Consider the following 15,077-nt stretch of genomic DNA (forward strand, 5'->3'; position numbering starts at 1 on the left):
GGTAAAGATGCGAGTCAAACACGATCACCCAAACACAACAGAATTCTCACAACAAGGTCAACAGAGTCCAGCAAGCAACATCTCTGAAGAACTTGAGTCTCGCTTTAACAACGCTCTTAAGCCAATGCCGTCAGAAGCGGAGCATAGTCAAGAGACGACTCGTTTGTACAAAGCGGCATTGAGTTTAGATAAGTTCGAGCCCCTGAAGCCTACAGCTCAGCCTGAGCAAGAAAGAGCCAAAGACCAAGCTTCTTCTGAAAAAACGGACAAAGCTGGCAGTACAAACGGTGCTGACAGTTCAGACAGCGCGAAACATGCTGCTAAAGCCAATCTTTCTCCGTTAGAAAAAGACTCTACGCTAGGCACAAATCATCAAGCTTCAAAAGACGCTTCGAACAGTGATGCTGTAGAACAGCCAAAGACCGCGACAGAAGCGGAATCAGATATCACAAAACCCGTTAAGCCTAACTCGTTAGTCGAGCAAGCGATTGGCGATAAAGAACGCATAAAGCATGAGAACAGCTTGCACAATACGGGGATAACGGAGCGCCCAAGCAAGGACAAATCTCCTGCCGAAAACAACGATAAAGACGCTGCTCAATCTCTATCTGAAAAAGCGCCTCTGAGTAATATGGCAGGTAAACATGCACAGCAGCAAGAGGAAGTCATTGTGAAAAACCAATCCGTCGGTTCCTCAGCAACAAAAGAAAAAACGACTCGTGATAACCAAGCTGATTCAGCAGGTTCAACCGCATCTCTTGATGGTCTGTATCACGATCCTAAAGCCATTATTGGCGGTTTCCAAAAAGACTTGAATAGTCAACCAACGCCAATCCAGCTTGATGGCAAAGCTGTTACCGCCGTGCAAAACGTATTAAATGGTCAGCGACAAAAGCCAGATACGACAACAAAAGAAGCAGGCACTTTAAGTAACGCGCAAACTAATGCAGAAGCGAAAGCTGCGTTGTCAGCGTTTGAAGAGAAGCTAAAACACTCGAAGCACATTGATTTACATCATTCGACGCCTGAAGCCGACACCAAACTGTTCTCGGCGTCGAATATAAGCCAGCCGACCACCCAAGGTGATGTGATCCTCAAAAGTATGGAGGCACAAGCACCACAAAGTTCGGCAAGAGATGTGAACGAGCTGATCAGCAAGCTGGTTGACAAGATCTATGTGTCTTTGCCAAGTGCGAACGAGAAGGAAGTCCGACTGCTTCTCAACGAAGGTCAGTTAAAAGGTGGCGAGATCTCGATTAAACATGACAGTTCTGGTTACAGCGTTCTGATCAAGCAAGAGCATGCCCTGTCACTGATCAATCAAAACGCTAAACAAGAATTAGTTGAGCGCTTGCAACGCTTGGGTATCGACCAACCAATTCGAATCTCGGTCAGCGAACAAATGAACCAACAACAAGATCAACAACGCTCGCGACAACAACGCAGTATTTATGATGAATGGAAACCTGAGGACGAACGATGATACTTGATTTTCCCAAGGTCGACGCATCGAGCATCGCACTAAGCAACCAACTGTGTGCGAAGCAATGTCACTTTCAAGATAGCCAGAGCAACAGCCTGTCGGTCACGCTTGGACAAAAGCCTGAATTTTCGGGCTACCGTTTAACGCTACTCATTGGCGGACAAACGATTCAAATCGATTTTTGTGGTGCGCAGTTACAACAGTGGCTACATGGCATGCTTGAATCAACGGCATTTGAATCGCTGCCAAACTCATTGCAAATGGCGCTACTCAGCAGTCAGATTGAGCCCTACACCGATGTCATTAAGCGTCTGTTTGGGCAACTGCCAGTGTTGAGTAAATTGCAAGCTCATGAACAGCAAGCTCAGCAAGAAAATGTGTTGATGCTTACCATCAACCGTGATGACGCCTCTCTTAGCCTATGGGTAAATGAAGGTCGAGATGTGCTGATTGACGCCTTGCCACAAGCACCGTCTTACCTAAGCCAAAACATTGCGCTGCCGTTCTGGCTGAGCTTTGGCAAAACACGTTTAGCACTCGGTCAATTTGAACAATTGGAACTGGGCGATGTGGTGTTCTTCGATGATTGCTACATCGCACAACATCAAGTGCTCTTTCAGGTATCCAATCAAAACCTTTGGCGATGCCAACTCGACGAAACCACACTCCATATCCTAGAAAAAGAAACCAATATGAACGATATCAATAGCTCTGAAGCACTTACCGACCACCAGCAACTGCCAATTGAACTCACGTTTGATGTTGGTCAGCAGACCATTACTTTAGAGCAACTTAACGCTCTGCAACCTGGTTTTACCTTTGAACTTAACCAACCAATTTCTAACCCAGTGACAATGCGAGCAAATGGCAAAATCATTGGTGAGTGCGAATTGGTGAACATCAATGAACGTCTAGGTGTGCGTGTACTCGAACTGTTTGGCGGTAGTCAGGAGCCAGCATGATCCAGTTACCTGATGAACTGAACCTCATCGTCACACTCGCCCTACTTGCTTTGATTCCTTTCATTGCAATGATGGCGACTTCTTTCGTTAAGCTGGCGGTGGTATTTTCCCTATTGCGAAACGCACTGGGTGTACAACAAATACCACCTAACATGGCGCTCTATGGATTGGCGATCATTCTGTCGATCTTCATCATGGCACCAGTGGGTTTTGAAACCTATGACTACGTGACGCAGCATGAAATATCCCTAGAAGATTCCGAGAGTATCGAAGGACTGATTGAGAGCGGATTGCAACCGTATCGTGAGTTTTTGAAGAAGCACATTCGTGAAACCGAATCGGTGTTTTTTACCGATGCGGCAAGAACATTGTGGCCACAAAAGTACGTCGATCGTTTGGAATCAGACAGCTTATTGTTGTTGCTCCCCGCCTTTACGGTAAGCGAGTTGACTAGGGCGTTTGAGATTGGTTTCTTGTTGTACCTACCTTTCATCGCAATCGACCTGATCGTGTCCAACATCCTATTGGCAATGGGCATGATGATGGTATCGCCGATGACAATCTCGCTACCGTTCAAACTGCTGCTGTTTGTATTGCTAGACGGTTGGACCAAGCTGACTCATGGCTTAGTGCTCAGTTACGGATAGTAAGGAGAGAAGCATGAATCCGGCTGAAATAATCCACTTTACCACTCAAGCTTTGACGCTTGTTCTGTTCTTGTCGCTGCCACCGATTGTCGTTGCAGCGCTGGTTGGTACTTTGGTCTCGCTCATTCAGGCGTTAACTCAAGTGCAGGAACAGACGTTGGGTTTTGTCGTTAAACTGATCGCCGTCATCATTACCTTGTTCGTCACCACACAGTGGCTAGGCGCAGAACTGCATGCCTTTGCAACATTAGCTTTGGATAAAATCCCGCAAATACGATGAGTTACGATGATTTGCACCAAGCGTTGTTCCTATACAGCTTAACGCTTCCTAGGTTAATGGCTTGCTTTATATTTCTGCCCATCTTAAACAAGCAAACTCTGGGCGGCACCATGGTGAGAAATGGTGTCTTGTGCTCCCTTGCGTTGTTTATTTTTCCGATGATTAACCAGCAGGATTTGCCCGCAGAAACGGATGGGATCTGGTTGATGATCATCTTGGGCAAAGAGGTACTGTTAGGTCTGCTGATTGGCTTTGTTGCGGCGATCCCTTTTTGGGCAATCGAGGCGGCAGGCTTTCTCGTGGATAACCAACGAGGCGCAGCAATGGCGAGTATGTTCAACCCTACCCTCGGCTCACAATCGACGCCAACCGCAGTACTGTTGACTCAAACTCTCATCACCTTGTTCTTCTCGGGCGGTGGCTTTGTCGCTTTTATTTACGCGCTATTTAACAGTTATGCTTCTTGGCCCGTCATCAGCTTTTTCCCGTCCGTAACGGAAGAGTGGGTACACTTTTTCTATGCCCAGTTCGAACAATTAATGTGGCTTGGGGTATTGATGTCTGCGCCTTTAGTATTGGCGATGTTCCTCGCCGAATTTGGTCTGGCATTGATCAGCCGTTTTGCACCGCAGCTGAACGTTTTCTTCTTGGCAATGCCAATCAAAAGTGCCATCGCCAGTGTGCTGTTGATTGTGTACTTGGCGTTGATGATGAATCACTTTCAAGCACTTTTCTCTGAAATTGTAGTGTTCAGAGAGCAGCTCAATACCATTTGGTGATCGCATAAGAACACATTGGAGAGAGGCGAATAGGTGACTGTTCACTAGCTTCCGCCTCTCCGATGATTAAAACGCTTTTAGATTGAACTAAATTTAACTATGAAAGATAAACAGGCCCAGTAATGAGCGGAGAAAAAACAGAACTCCCCACCCCGAAAAAACTCCGGGATGCCCGTCAAAAAGGGCAAGTTGCAAAAAGTCAGGAAATCGTTTCATCGGCGTTGATTCTGGCTTTGATCACCGTGCTATTTGCGTTTGCCGATTACTATATGTCGCATATCTCCGCCCTACTTTTATTACCAAGTGAGCTGGCGTATCAGGGCTTTCAAGATGCTCTTCTCGATGTAGCAATCGCCATTGCCAAAGAAATGGTTTATCTGCTCGCACCGATCATCTTAGTCGCCGCTCTCATCGCCATCATGGCGAACATGGGTCAGTTCGGCTTTCTGTTTAGTGGCGAATCTGTCAAACCAGATATCAAGAAGATCAACCCAGTTGAAGGGGCCAAGCGAATTTTCTCGTTAAAGAGCATTATTGAGTTTATTAAGTCGATCCTTAAAGTTTCGCTGCTTTCATGCATTATTTGGGTAACGTTAAAAGGTAACTTAAACACTTTACTGCAGATTCCTACCTGTGGATTAGAGTGTGTACCGACCATCACTGGCGTGCTAATCAAACAATTAATGATCATTTCGGCAGTTGGTTTTATTGTGATTGCTGCTGCCGACTTTGCTTACCAAAAGTTTGACCATACCAAACAATTGAAGATGACCAAGGATGAAGTGAAGCGCGAATACAAAGAGATGGAAGGCAGTCCAGAAATCAAAAGTAAGCGCCGTCAGTTGCACCAAGAGCTGCAAGCCTCCAACCAAAGAGATAACGTTAAACGCTCAAATGTTTTGGTAACAAACCCAACGCACATTGCCATTGGTTTGTACTACAAGAAAGGCGAAACACCTCTACCTGTAATTACCCTGAAAGAGACCGATGCGATGGCGAAACGCATGATTGCAATAGCCAAAGAAGAAGGGATTCCTGTCATGCAGAAAGTGCCACTCGCACGTGCGTTATATTCGGATGGCCAGCTAAACCAATACATACCTGGCGATCTTATTGAAGCCACCGCAGAGATCTTACGTTGGGTTGCGTCTTTGGAGCAATCCGAAGAACAATAAATAAGAAACAAGAAGCAATAAGCAGAAGCAAGTTTTGTCTTTACAACAGCAAGCCTTGGTCACGGTTGTTTTGACTTTTTTTCATTAGACGGTTTTTCATCAAAAACAAAAGGGAGCATCTGCTCCCTTTTGTGTTTTCTTGTTCGCTAGGATTTCACTGCGGACTTTGGTTTAAAGCCAAATCAGTTAAATCCAACCTTCTGCTAAGTACATCAAACGTAGTTGGCTTGGTGAACCTAGCTTTTCCAGCGCCGAAAGTTGCCCATCATCAAGGTTCGGGCTTTTATCCAAGTACACGCGTCCGTTCGCTGCATCAAGAGGCAGTTTGTAGGTCAAAGTCTTATTGATGTCCTGCGCCTTACCTTGATCAATGGCTCGGACGGCTGGCATCAACCAGTCCCAATCTTCATTGAGCAGTTTCTTAAACGCACCATTCGCCACCGATTCAGTTTGACTTGGAGCATCTTCCACACTCAGTTTAAGCATAGGATCGACATCTGGTACTAAATGCTCGCTAGCATCTGAGCCCAACATCTTCTTGAGCGTCAAACGCGCAGCTTCCATTTCTTGCGCTTCTTTTGGTGCTTGAGGCGATGTCATAGACTTGTCTTCCTTTGGACCTAAGTACGCCATTAAAGCGCGCACTGATGCTGCATCTTGCATGCTGAAAGTAAAGTCGCCCTTGCTGTTAGACACTTCAATACGTGGTAACACGCCAGACATCGGCTCTTGACGAAGTTGATCTTGAACTTCGTTGTTCAAGCCGTAAGAGCCAGCTTGACCAGCAACAAAACCAGAGCCACTGATTAAGCCCGATGCTGCCACACTGCCTAGAGCTTCTTTTGCTACAGGAAGTACACCTGCGGTACCTACGGAGGTAACACCAAATGCTCCAAGGCTACCTGTTGCCATACCTAACGTGGCACCAATCGCGCCTTCTGCCGACAGAGTGGCGTGCCCATGTGCAAGCGCTTGCTGCATTGGCAGTGCCAACCTTTGGTCACGACCGGGTAACTGGGCAATTTGATCCAATTGGTGGTGGTATGCCTCTGCATCACCATTGACGGCGGCTTTATGCAATTCACGCCCAGTGGCAACCAACAAGCCAACACCCGGTAGCGCCAAGTTAATCGCTGCGTTGACACCAGTCCCTTTAATCTTCTCTTTCGCCATCTCAAGTAACTCAGCGCCAAAGCCATCCATCTTTCCTGGGTATTGGTTTTCGATACTGACTTGTAAACGTGGGTCTTTGCTGATCGAATCGAACGTGCCTTTTAGATTTTCATAAGCGCTTCCGTCAACCTTTACTTCTTCCAATAGGCTGACGACTTCAAGGATCTTACGCTCAGTCAAAGGCTCGCCGCGATAACCTGATGGGCTAACAAGAGAGAACGCCAATAATGCCGTTTCTGGTTTTTCTTCTTTTAACAGCGCCTGTTTTAAATCTAAGTGAGTCTTAATGTTTTCTTGGAAGTACTTTTGATATTTCGAGCGCAGCACGTTTTCACTCACCGCTGCGAATTTTTGCCCTTTATGGAAGGTCGAGGGCTCTTTGACTTCACCGCGCTTACTGATAACGCGATCATCTTTTTGTGCCGCGACAGAACGGAATTGATCCAAGCTCGGAACGGGGCTTTGACTGATTTTGCTGGTTGGACTTACCATGGGAGAACTCCTTAAACTCGAAGCGTCTGAACGTGAGATTGTTCTTGATTGATAAATTGGGTTGGGTCTTGGTCTAGCATCGCAAATCGAGCCTGCCAGAGTTGCGTTTGCTCATTGAGGGCATGGAACCAAGTTGATAGGCTCGCTGCGTTTAAATGCTCAATTGGCTTTCGCCCCGCAAGAACCAACTGTCGACCATTGGGTGCAAGTGAAAGCGTTAAGCTCCCATCCGCAATACCGAAATAATTAGCATGGGCGAGAAGTTCGAGACCTTTCAGTCTCAGTTCACCGCTTTTTTCGAGCCCACCAAAAGCCACCGATAAAATAAGATCGTTTTGTTCTGTCGCACTAAAGTAAATAACGTAACGATCATCAACCAATAACTGGCAACGATTTTCTTCAGAAAAAGAAAGTGGTGGTAGCTCGTTTATTTCGCAAAACTCTTTCAATAGAACTTGTAATGTATTCATCGTTTATTCCTTCTGTTTCACTATTGCTAGTAAACAACGAATGGCATAATTACGATGTCGAAAATGGCTTTTATTTTGTTAGTTTCACGATACTGTCGTGATTTGCGCCACAAAAAATGAGAAATAAACAATGAGTAATTTTTAGTTTAATAAATGAAAAAAGAGCAGCAAAATGCTGCTCTTTTAAGAGATTAAATATTAACAACCGATTATGAAATCTTTAATTTAACTTATGGCTATCAAAAATAACTTCAGACGGTGGGAACATATTAGAAACAGGTGGATGAGCAATATCACCAAACATTCTTGCGCCAAAAGCTGATGCTGCCCAAGGGTCTACAATCTTCACATCTTTATTCCATGTACTTGGGTCTTTGATATCACTACCATCTTGTCGACCAACCAGAACATACAAGTGCGTTCCTGAGTGTCCTTTCTTGAATGCCACTACTTCAACCTTGGTGTTTTGATCCATTTCACCTTGCATTCCTTGAATCATTTCAGAGGCGGCGGCAAAGGCAAACGTCGTACAGCAACCGGCTTTAGCATCTTGAACAGATTTCGCGATGTTTTGCAGCGTGCCCATTTGAGGGCTATTGCCTCTTTGCGCTGCGACTTGAACCATGTTTGCCGACATGGTTGCTTTTTTATCTTGTTGAACTCTCGCTGGGTTGGCGTAGAACCCCTCTAATCTTGGTTTCGCTTTCGATTGATAGAACTCAGATCGCTTGTCACCGAACGTATTAAGGTCAGTACAGGCAAAATCACCCAGCTTTTGCAGTGCGCCTTGGTGCTTTCTGATCAGGGCATCTGCAGGGTCTGTTTTACCCGTACTGGATGGCTTTGAAGTGCTTGAAACACTCGGCCAGTTCTCTCGTGGTCCTGTCGATAGTCGCTCTAAATCTTTAAGGTTTCCAAGAGTCAGCTTATTCTCACCATTAAGTACGTTTTGCATCATGGCTTTTGCGACGTCTTTCGGCAGACCTTGCTTAACCAATAAACCCACTACAATCGCTTTCGCTTTGTTTTGGTGATTGATACGAGCGCTTACACTTGTGTTTTTCGGCGCACCTTCTTTAACAAAGATATCCTTGCCACCATGAGCTCGGACTTCTTTGTCATCTGATTGATTTTGCGTAGATAGGTGTGCAGTCAGCTCGCTGAGCGAGTGCATATGTGATGTATTGATATTTACCATGACCATAACCTTTTAAACAGAGATGAAAGAGTGCAGCTTTTCGTGTTGTTCAGCCGACTGATGCTGAGTCGTTAGATATTGATTCCACAACTGGCAAAGCTCCATAAGCTGAGTAATCATGGTCGAAACTCGACTCACTTCTGACGTCATTGGCATGCTTACTTGCATGTGTACTTCTTGGTTTTCTGGGTTTATGCAGAACTGCACGCCACCTGATTCGCGGTATAAGAAGTTATATTCTAAAAGTGTCTGCAGTTTTTTAAACTCAAATGCTTCTTCACCTTGGCAAACCTTGATTGAAAATAACAGTTCTTCTCTCTCATCCAAGCTTTGAACTTCAACTTCTTTGCCTGCAGACATATATACAGCCCACATTTGATTATCATATGCCGTCACTCGATCAATATCGAGTGTGTTACCAAGTTCAATTAGTAAGGTATTCACCTTATCCATACTCACCTACTATCCTGATATTTGATATTGATGTATTAATTTAACAACCAGATATAAAATCTCGAATTTAAAATACATCTATCACATCATTTTTGTTTTATTTTTTATTACTATGGTTAACTTTATTAAACTAACCATTACTGCAAAAACCAAATTAAGTATTCTTGAGCAAACGTTCCGCTCTTATGAGGCTATAGTAAAACCTTTAAAGATGAACAGATTGTCAGTTGATGGGAGTATTGTGCTCAATAACAGCGACAAAATATGCCAGATATGGTCGGCTTTTTTTCGTTTTAAGCCGTTTATAGAAAGGTATATGGTGAGAATCAAAGAATCTCACCATATACCCAGCTTTACTCTTTCAATCTCAAGCAAGTTACAGCTGCTGAGATACTTCAAGTTGAATGGATTTCGTTAATTAGATGAGGACTTAGCTAAACAAAGCCACCAGAATACATCGGTTTAAAGGCTTCTGTTGCCGCTTTATCCGCATTCGCCACACTGACGTTTGGTGCACTGGATTCTCGGCTCAAAACCACAACTTTGGTTTGCTCTTCCATGTTCGAGCTATTTTTCTTGATATGATCAATCAAGTCAGCAAGCTCCGCCTCTCCTTTTGGATCGCTTTTACCACTCAAACCCGCTTTTTCCATCTCTGGCGTCGTCACACGTATGGTCACATGAGGTTGGCGGCGACCCATCGCAACTTCTGCATCGTGGATTCGCTTTTTCATCATAGTATTGGCTGAAGACGGGTAACCTTTCTCGAGATGTAAGGTGTAGCTTTGTTCAACAGTAAAAGACGTCCCCGCAGGAACCAAGATTTCTCTCTCACCTTCAGCTTTGCTGATAGGTTCAATATTCATCCCGATGTCTGGCGTAGGGTTGATGACTAAAAGCGCACCTTTCGCCATGTAACTTTGTGCCACGTCTGGAGCACGCGTTGTACTCATGAATCCAGGAAACTGAAAACCGGTTCCTTTCTCTAACGCCGCATCGGCGACACTAGTGTGACAGCCATGCCAGACTTTACCGGAGTATCGCTCAAACATTGGAGAGTCTAGCGCAGCCTGCAACATATCCACGGTCTGACGATACTCTTTCTTCGCCTGCGCTCGCTCAGCAGAACTGGTGTATTGGTTACGTTTTAGGAACGATTGAAGACGAATCTCCATTTCACTCTCGTTCTTTGGCGGAGCAAAGTCGCCGTAGCCTGGGTTGATAATATTCGCGCCGTTCCCTGTGTAAAATCGAGTCGTCGCCAGCAGCATCACGTTAATCAACGTCGCTTGGTTATTCGCATCATCACCAATGGCTTCTAATACCGCTTGTTGGCGTTCAGCTGGCGTAGCTTTGCTACTCACGACATCTTGTAAAAAGGCCAACGCATCTTGGTGATCAGGTTTGTTTTTTAGCACCAACTGAGCATCAAGCATGTTTGACTTATCTACCGTACGAAAAGTATCCCACACGTCATTACGGTCGCCGTAACGAAAAACATTACTCAGCGATCCTTCCTGTGAAGATTCCGCCAACAAAGATGCAGCATTGCTGAGAAGCTGTTGATATTGCTCAGGAGACTGACGCTCTAACCAATTGCCTAACGCTTCCGCTTTAACACCGTCAATGAATGGCTGTCCTGACGGTGTTCGCTCAGGCAATTCCGGCATGGTTCTCTGCTCGGTATTGTATAACTTCAAGTCGTTCATATTTTGCGCAGCGTAGAGAATTTTCTCAGAAGCCAGACCAAAGGTATCGTCCGCCTCTTGATGACTCTGAGCAGCCTGCGCCAGTGCATCAAGATATTCACTCCCAGCATATTGTGATGGGTAGCCTTTCCCTTGAGTCACAGAATGGTCGAACTCCTCAACACTCATTTTCACCGGTTCAATCGCAGGTAAATGAATTTCTTGCCCATTTAGCGTGATTGTCTTGGCTTCCATTCCGGGTAAGTCGATGTCTTGGCTCACTAGACCCTCGTAAGCACCAAGCCAATTGCCCGTCTCGCGCGCTTGCCACGCCATCATGCCATCACTGTCTACCGTCGCAGCGCCGTGGTCGTTGTGCTCCATCGCATAAGCATCCAGTGCTCCCATGATCTCTGTAAAACTGTGATCACGTGGCTGAATCATCCACCCCAATAGCAAGGCTCGAAATGCTTGCGCTTCAGAAGCGGGCATTTTGAGAAGGCGTGCCACTTCGTACATAAAAGAGGTGGTACTAGATGGTCCAGCAAACATAGGTAATTTCTTATCCATGTTCTGTTGGCGCCAGTTGACTGAAGTTGGCTCATCCTGACCAATCGTGGTTAAGGTTTTATCATTGATAACGAAACCACCATAGCCGGACTCATGCTCTGAACGCTCTTTTAAAGCAACGGCGTCGTTGTGATAAGCCGCAGGCTTCATGGCCTCCTGCATTCCTTGAAACTTGAATCCGGTCCCTTTATGAGGGTCGCCGTTTTGACGACTGCCGATAAAGTCATTGCCGGTTTTGTTGCCAAGCGCTTCACTTGTATTCCAATCGGCATACTTAAGCCATGCCCAACCATGGGGTTGGGTTGTGGTCGGAGTCGAGATCTCGGGCTTTGCCCCTGCACCGTGTGAGTGAAAAATGTTCAGCCTTTGATTCGCTTCCTTGGCATTCAGCAATAGCTGATTCACGGCATCGCCCATCATCTTAAGTCGCGAAGGATCACGAAATACCCTCAAATGACTATAAGCTAATGTAGTCAGTACCCGAGCATTGGCTTTAGGGTCATTGAGTACGCTGTTGAGCTGCTCTGCCCACTTAGCGTCGTCGTCACTCCAGCCGTCCAGAAAACCGATACCTGCGTCTTCATTTGTCTTTGCTACTGGCACTGAAGGATCTTTCGCTTGAGCGATCGCTACGTTTTCTAAGATTCGACGCAAAAACGATTGAGACATGTACTCAACTGCAGGGTTCTGCAGCAGGTCATTGCCCAAATGGTTAAACTCAAATGCTTGGTTGGCTTCTGCAATCTTCTCCACCGACTGAGCAACTATCTGGTTTTTCACCGCGTCAGAGGTTGTTGGAAACTGCGCATTCACCTTATCTCGGACCAAATTTTCAATGCTGCCTTCATACTGTGCAGCACGCATGATGGCATGGTTAAACTCCTCCACAGCCTGACGCAATGGCGGCATTGAGACAGGTTGCGTGTTCAGCGGCGGCTGATTACCAACTAGGGAAACGGAGACCGATGGGGTCTGACTTAAAGAGGTATTAACCGCTCTTGGTGTCTGTTGCGAGGACAGTAAAGCCGCGGTACTTGTCGCCCCGTCTGTGCGAATCGTCGTTTGCATCGATCACCCCGCAGTGGATTCAGTGATCGCATCAAACAAGGCACTGCGTAAACTGAGCGCATTTTGCCAAAAGACATTGAGGTCACTATTCACCACGGAGTCATCCGGCAGTGAAAAATTGAGTACAACAGTAGCGTTGTCTGCCGCTAACGAGAACGACGCAATGCCGACGACATCAGGGTGAGAATTAAGCGCCAGCAGTTTGGAAGGCGATATGCCCCCTTCTGGCTGTTTGGCTGGTGACAAAGGGAACATGACCACCATGCGATTTTCATAATTGAAAATCGTGGCGTAATGCATACCATCTTCGCCAACCAAGTTACATTGATCATTCAAAAGCTGCCATTGCCCACCAGATAAGTCGGATAGCCAGTTGTTTATGATTTCTTCTTTGTTCATTGCGAGGACCCCTTTTCGTATTGAATAATCAAAACGATAAGCGCAAGGGCATTCGCCATATATCACTTTTGGTCAGAAGTTTTTAGGGCGGCTTTTATCAGTTAGCGCTCGCCGCTTTCATTTGCATGCTAGTGAGAGAAAATTGATGCTGAATCTAGAAATAGCCAGCCACTGAAAGCAAAAAAGCCCAGCATCGCTGAGCTTTCAAGTTTCAAAGATAGGCGTTATGAAAGTACCTGTTGGCGCTCGCTGAACTGCTTGGTAATCGCTTGTTTGAGCGCTTGCAACTGTCCGTCGATACTGGCATCAATGATGCCGACTTCCGTTTCCAAGATACATCCGCCATTTTTGAGTCGCGCATCGGCGATCACTTCAACATAACCAACTTCAGGGAAGTCACTGAGTATTGAAGAAACCTTTTCTCGAACCTCAGCCACCTGCTCTGGGTGCACATGCAAGATCACTTGTTTTTGGTTGCTAACCAGTTGAAGCGCTTCTCTTACGACACTTGCAGTTGTATCCACATCATCAAAGCTGCTGATGATCTTTCTGACTGCATCCAGTACTACACCTGTCATTTTCTGTTCGACCTGCAAGTAGTATTCATTACATCTTGCTAGCGTCGCCATCATGGTTTCCGCGTTCTCGATCTTCGCTTGATCGATACCATCTTGATAACCACGTTGTCTTTCTAACTCATAGGCTTCGTCGGCTTTAGCAACAATGCTCTCGGCTTTGGAATGTGCTGCTTCAACCAAATGTTGCGAATCTAAGTAACTCACATAATCTTTTGCTTTGAGAATTTTTAGACCCGGAGCCAACTGTAAGTTGTCGGTTTTTATTTCAACAAATGAAACCATTGAGGAATTACCTGTTTTGCGATTTTCTTTATAAGTCGATAAGCAAGATCTCGATGCGTTTCATCCAACCAATCTGCATTGAGTGTGGTTTGAGTGAGTGAACGTTCGAGTTTGAACTGCCATCTTTGCACGAGCTCAGAGGGCGATTTTGCCAATAGGAATCTTATCCATAGATAGCCGAGCTCACGGGCAGTCTTTTCAAAGCTGGCTTCATCTAAAGTCGGCGGCAACGATTTTTGCCAACCGCTTGGCCAGTTTGAAATCATCATTGGTCCTTGCTGAATAAGAAAGCGGGTTTCATCGACACCAAAAACATGATTGAGACACTGTTTAGGCTGTTTCAATACGACTTGGCGCATCGATTCGCAATACATTGCTCCGCCAATCATCAACAACAATCTGTTGGTCGCTTCGGCTGGCAACAGTGCCAAACTGTTAAATGGATGATTAAAGACATGGTCAGTAATCGACGATAGCTGCCACTCTTCAATGCACCACTGATTGATCGTCGCTTGCTCCCTCCAGCCTTGGAGTCGTAACAACCAAGGCTGTTTTTCGCTTACCCAGCTCTCATCAATATAGCTGCAAGGACAATAGTTAAACTGATGCTGAATCTGAGAAACCGGCGTATCAGAATTAACCACGTTTTGCATTCCTGCGGCACCATGCAAACGTCGCCGCGTTAGAACCAATGACGAGTAGCACTAAGAATACGAGGATTGCAATCAAATGGCTTGCCGTGTCTTTGGTTACTTGAATCGACAAAATACTTTCAAATTGGTTGCCCTGAGCCGTCACTCGAACTTCTGAAGATGGCACCATAACCACGCTAATACGATCGTAATTCAGCCCTTCGATACTGTTGTTCACCAACAGCTTGATTTGAGGGACGTAAGAATCCAGAGCGACATCCGCTGCGTGTTTGATAAACACAGATGCCGATGCTGGCGTCGGACGCTCACCTGGACGAAGGTTTTGATCTTCAAGTACAACGTGAACGCGAGCCACTAGCACACCATCAATTTGTGACAAGGTTGAAGACAGCTCTTGCGATTTCGCGTAGATAAGTCTCGCTCTTTCAGCAAGCGGAGACGAGATCAGGTCGTCTTTCGGGAACACTTCTTTCAGTGTTGAAAATTGCTCTCTCGGATAACCTTTACGTTTCAGTGCATCAACCGCAAACGCAATCTGGGCGTTATCGACCATCAATTTAACGGTGTTGTCTTTATCCGGCTCTTTCGTTGCCACTACGCCCTCAGAAAGCAGAATAGACAGCATTTCATTGCCTTCTTTCTGGCTTACTCCAGTGTATAGCTCCGTCTGACAACCGACTAAAAATAAAACGAGTAACATGCACGCCGCACGCATTGTCTTCATCAT

General features: G+C 45.8%; 15 protein-coding genes. 6 read left to right on the top strand and 9 right to left on the bottom strand.

The genetic code is table 11. From position 1 onward, the window contains the following. Positions 1-7 precede the first annotated feature (7 nt). The 6 genes from QMY49_RS09215 to sctU all read left to right on the top strand — a co-directional run bounded on the left by QMY49_RS09215 (position 8) and on the right by sctU (position 5,326). Positions 8-1,483 (top strand): type III secretion system needle length determinant, encoded by a 1,476-nt coding sequence (locus QMY49_RS09215; protein WP_283311154.1) that lies wholly within the window; start codon positions 8-10, stop codon positions 1,481-1,483. Continuing rightward, the gene (gene sctQ, locus QMY49_RS09220) at positions 1,480-2,445 is read left to right on the top strand and encodes a type III secretion system cytoplasmic ring protein SctQ (RefSeq protein ID WP_050908109.1); all 966 of its coding nucleotides are present in this window, start codon (positions 1,480-1,482) and stop codon (positions 2,443-2,445) included. Before QMY49_RS09215 ends, sctQ begins: the two co-directional genes overlap by 4 nt. After that, positions 2,442-3,092: a SctR family type III secretion system export apparatus subunit VscR gene (gene vscR, locus QMY49_RS09225; protein ID WP_005426130.1), complete on the top strand. Its 651-nt coding sequence runs from the start codon at positions 2,442-2,444 to the stop codon at positions 3,090-3,092. Before sctQ ends, vscR begins: the two co-directional genes overlap by 4 nt. A gap of 13 nt (positions 3,093-3,105) precedes the next feature. Continuing rightward, entirely contained in the window at positions 3,106-3,372 is a 267-nt protein-coding gene (gene vscS / locus QMY49_RS09230; protein ID WP_005441784.1) for a SctS family type III secretion system export apparatus subunit VscS, read from the top strand. Beyond that, positions 3,369-4,151 carry a type III secretion system export apparatus subunit SctT gene (sctT, locus tag QMY49_RS09235; protein WP_283311159.1) on the top strand — a complete coding sequence of 261 codons (783 nt, stop codon included), beginning with the start codon at positions 3,369-3,371 and terminating at the stop codon, positions 4,149-4,151. The genes vscS and sctT overlap by 4 nt, the downstream gene beginning before the upstream one ends. 122 nt (positions 4,152-4,273) lie before the next feature. After that, positions 4,274-5,326, top strand: coding sequence for a type III secretion system export apparatus subunit SctU (sctU, locus tag QMY49_RS09240; protein WP_005450246.1), 1,053 nt, complete (start codon positions 4,274-4,276; stop codon positions 5,324-5,326). A gap of 186 nt (positions 5,327-5,512) precedes the next feature. On the opposite strand, the gene QMY49_RS09245 is transcribed toward sctU, so the two are convergent. The 9 genes from QMY49_RS09245 to sctJ form a co-directional block, all read right to left on the bottom strand. Further along, positions 5,513-6,991 carry a single stranded DNA-binding domain-containing protein gene (locus tag QMY49_RS09245; protein WP_009698258.1) on the bottom strand — a complete coding sequence of 493 codons (1,479 nt, stop codon included), beginning with the start codon at positions 6,989-6,991 and terminating at the stop codon, positions 5,513-5,515. An 11-nt stretch (positions 6,992-7,002) separates the two neighbouring features. After that, positions 7,003-7,461: a CesT family type III secretion system chaperone gene (locus QMY49_RS09250; protein WP_017188265.1), complete on the bottom strand. Its 459-nt coding sequence runs from the start codon at positions 7,459-7,461 to the stop codon at positions 7,003-7,005. Between the two features lie 220 nt (positions 7,462-7,681). Continuing rightward, on the bottom strand, positions 7,682-8,659 hold the full coding sequence (locus QMY49_RS09255) for a hypothetical protein (protein WP_009698260.1): 978 nt from the start codon (positions 8,657-8,659) through the stop codon (positions 7,682-7,684). A gap of 12 nt (positions 8,660-8,671) precedes the next feature. Beyond that, positions 8,672-9,112, bottom strand: coding sequence for a type III secretion system chaperone (locus tag QMY49_RS09260; protein ID WP_152163569.1), 441 nt, complete (start codon positions 9,110-9,112; stop codon positions 8,672-8,674). Positions 9,113-9,546: 434 nt separating this feature from the next. Continuing rightward, positions 9,547-12,438 carry an ADP-ribosyltransferase gene (locus QMY49_RS09265; protein ID WP_283311163.1) on the bottom strand — a complete coding sequence of 964 codons (2,892 nt, stop codon included), beginning with the start codon at positions 12,436-12,438 and terminating at the stop codon, positions 9,547-9,549. Positions 12,439-12,441: 3 nt separating this feature from the next. Beyond that, positions 12,442-12,837: a hypothetical protein gene (locus QMY49_RS09270; RefSeq protein ID WP_283311165.1), complete on the bottom strand. Its 396-nt coding sequence runs from the start codon at positions 12,835-12,837 to the stop codon at positions 12,442-12,444. Between the two features lie 224 nt (positions 12,838-13,061). Further along, entirely contained in the window at positions 13,062-13,697 is a 636-nt protein-coding gene (locus QMY49_RS09275; protein ID WP_005441770.1) for an HrpE/YscL family type III secretion apparatus protein, read from the bottom strand. Continuing rightward, positions 13,676-14,341: a SctK family type III secretion system sorting platform protein VscK gene (gene vscK, locus QMY49_RS09280; protein WP_009698262.1), complete on the bottom strand. Its 666-nt coding sequence runs from the start codon at positions 14,339-14,341 to the stop codon at positions 13,676-13,678. Before vscK ends, QMY49_RS09275 begins: the two co-directional genes overlap by 22 nt. Then, a complete protein-coding gene (gene sctJ, locus QMY49_RS09285; protein WP_005441767.1) occupies positions 14,334-15,077 on the bottom strand; it encodes a type III secretion system inner membrane ring lipoprotein SctJ in 744 nt (247 codons plus the stop codon). Before sctJ ends, vscK begins: the two co-directional genes overlap by 8 nt.

The sequence above is a fragment of the Vibrio harveyi genome (assembly GCF_030060435.1).
GTDB classification, from domain to species: Bacteria; Pseudomonadota; Gammaproteobacteria; order Enterobacterales; family Vibrionaceae; genus Vibrio; species Vibrio harveyi.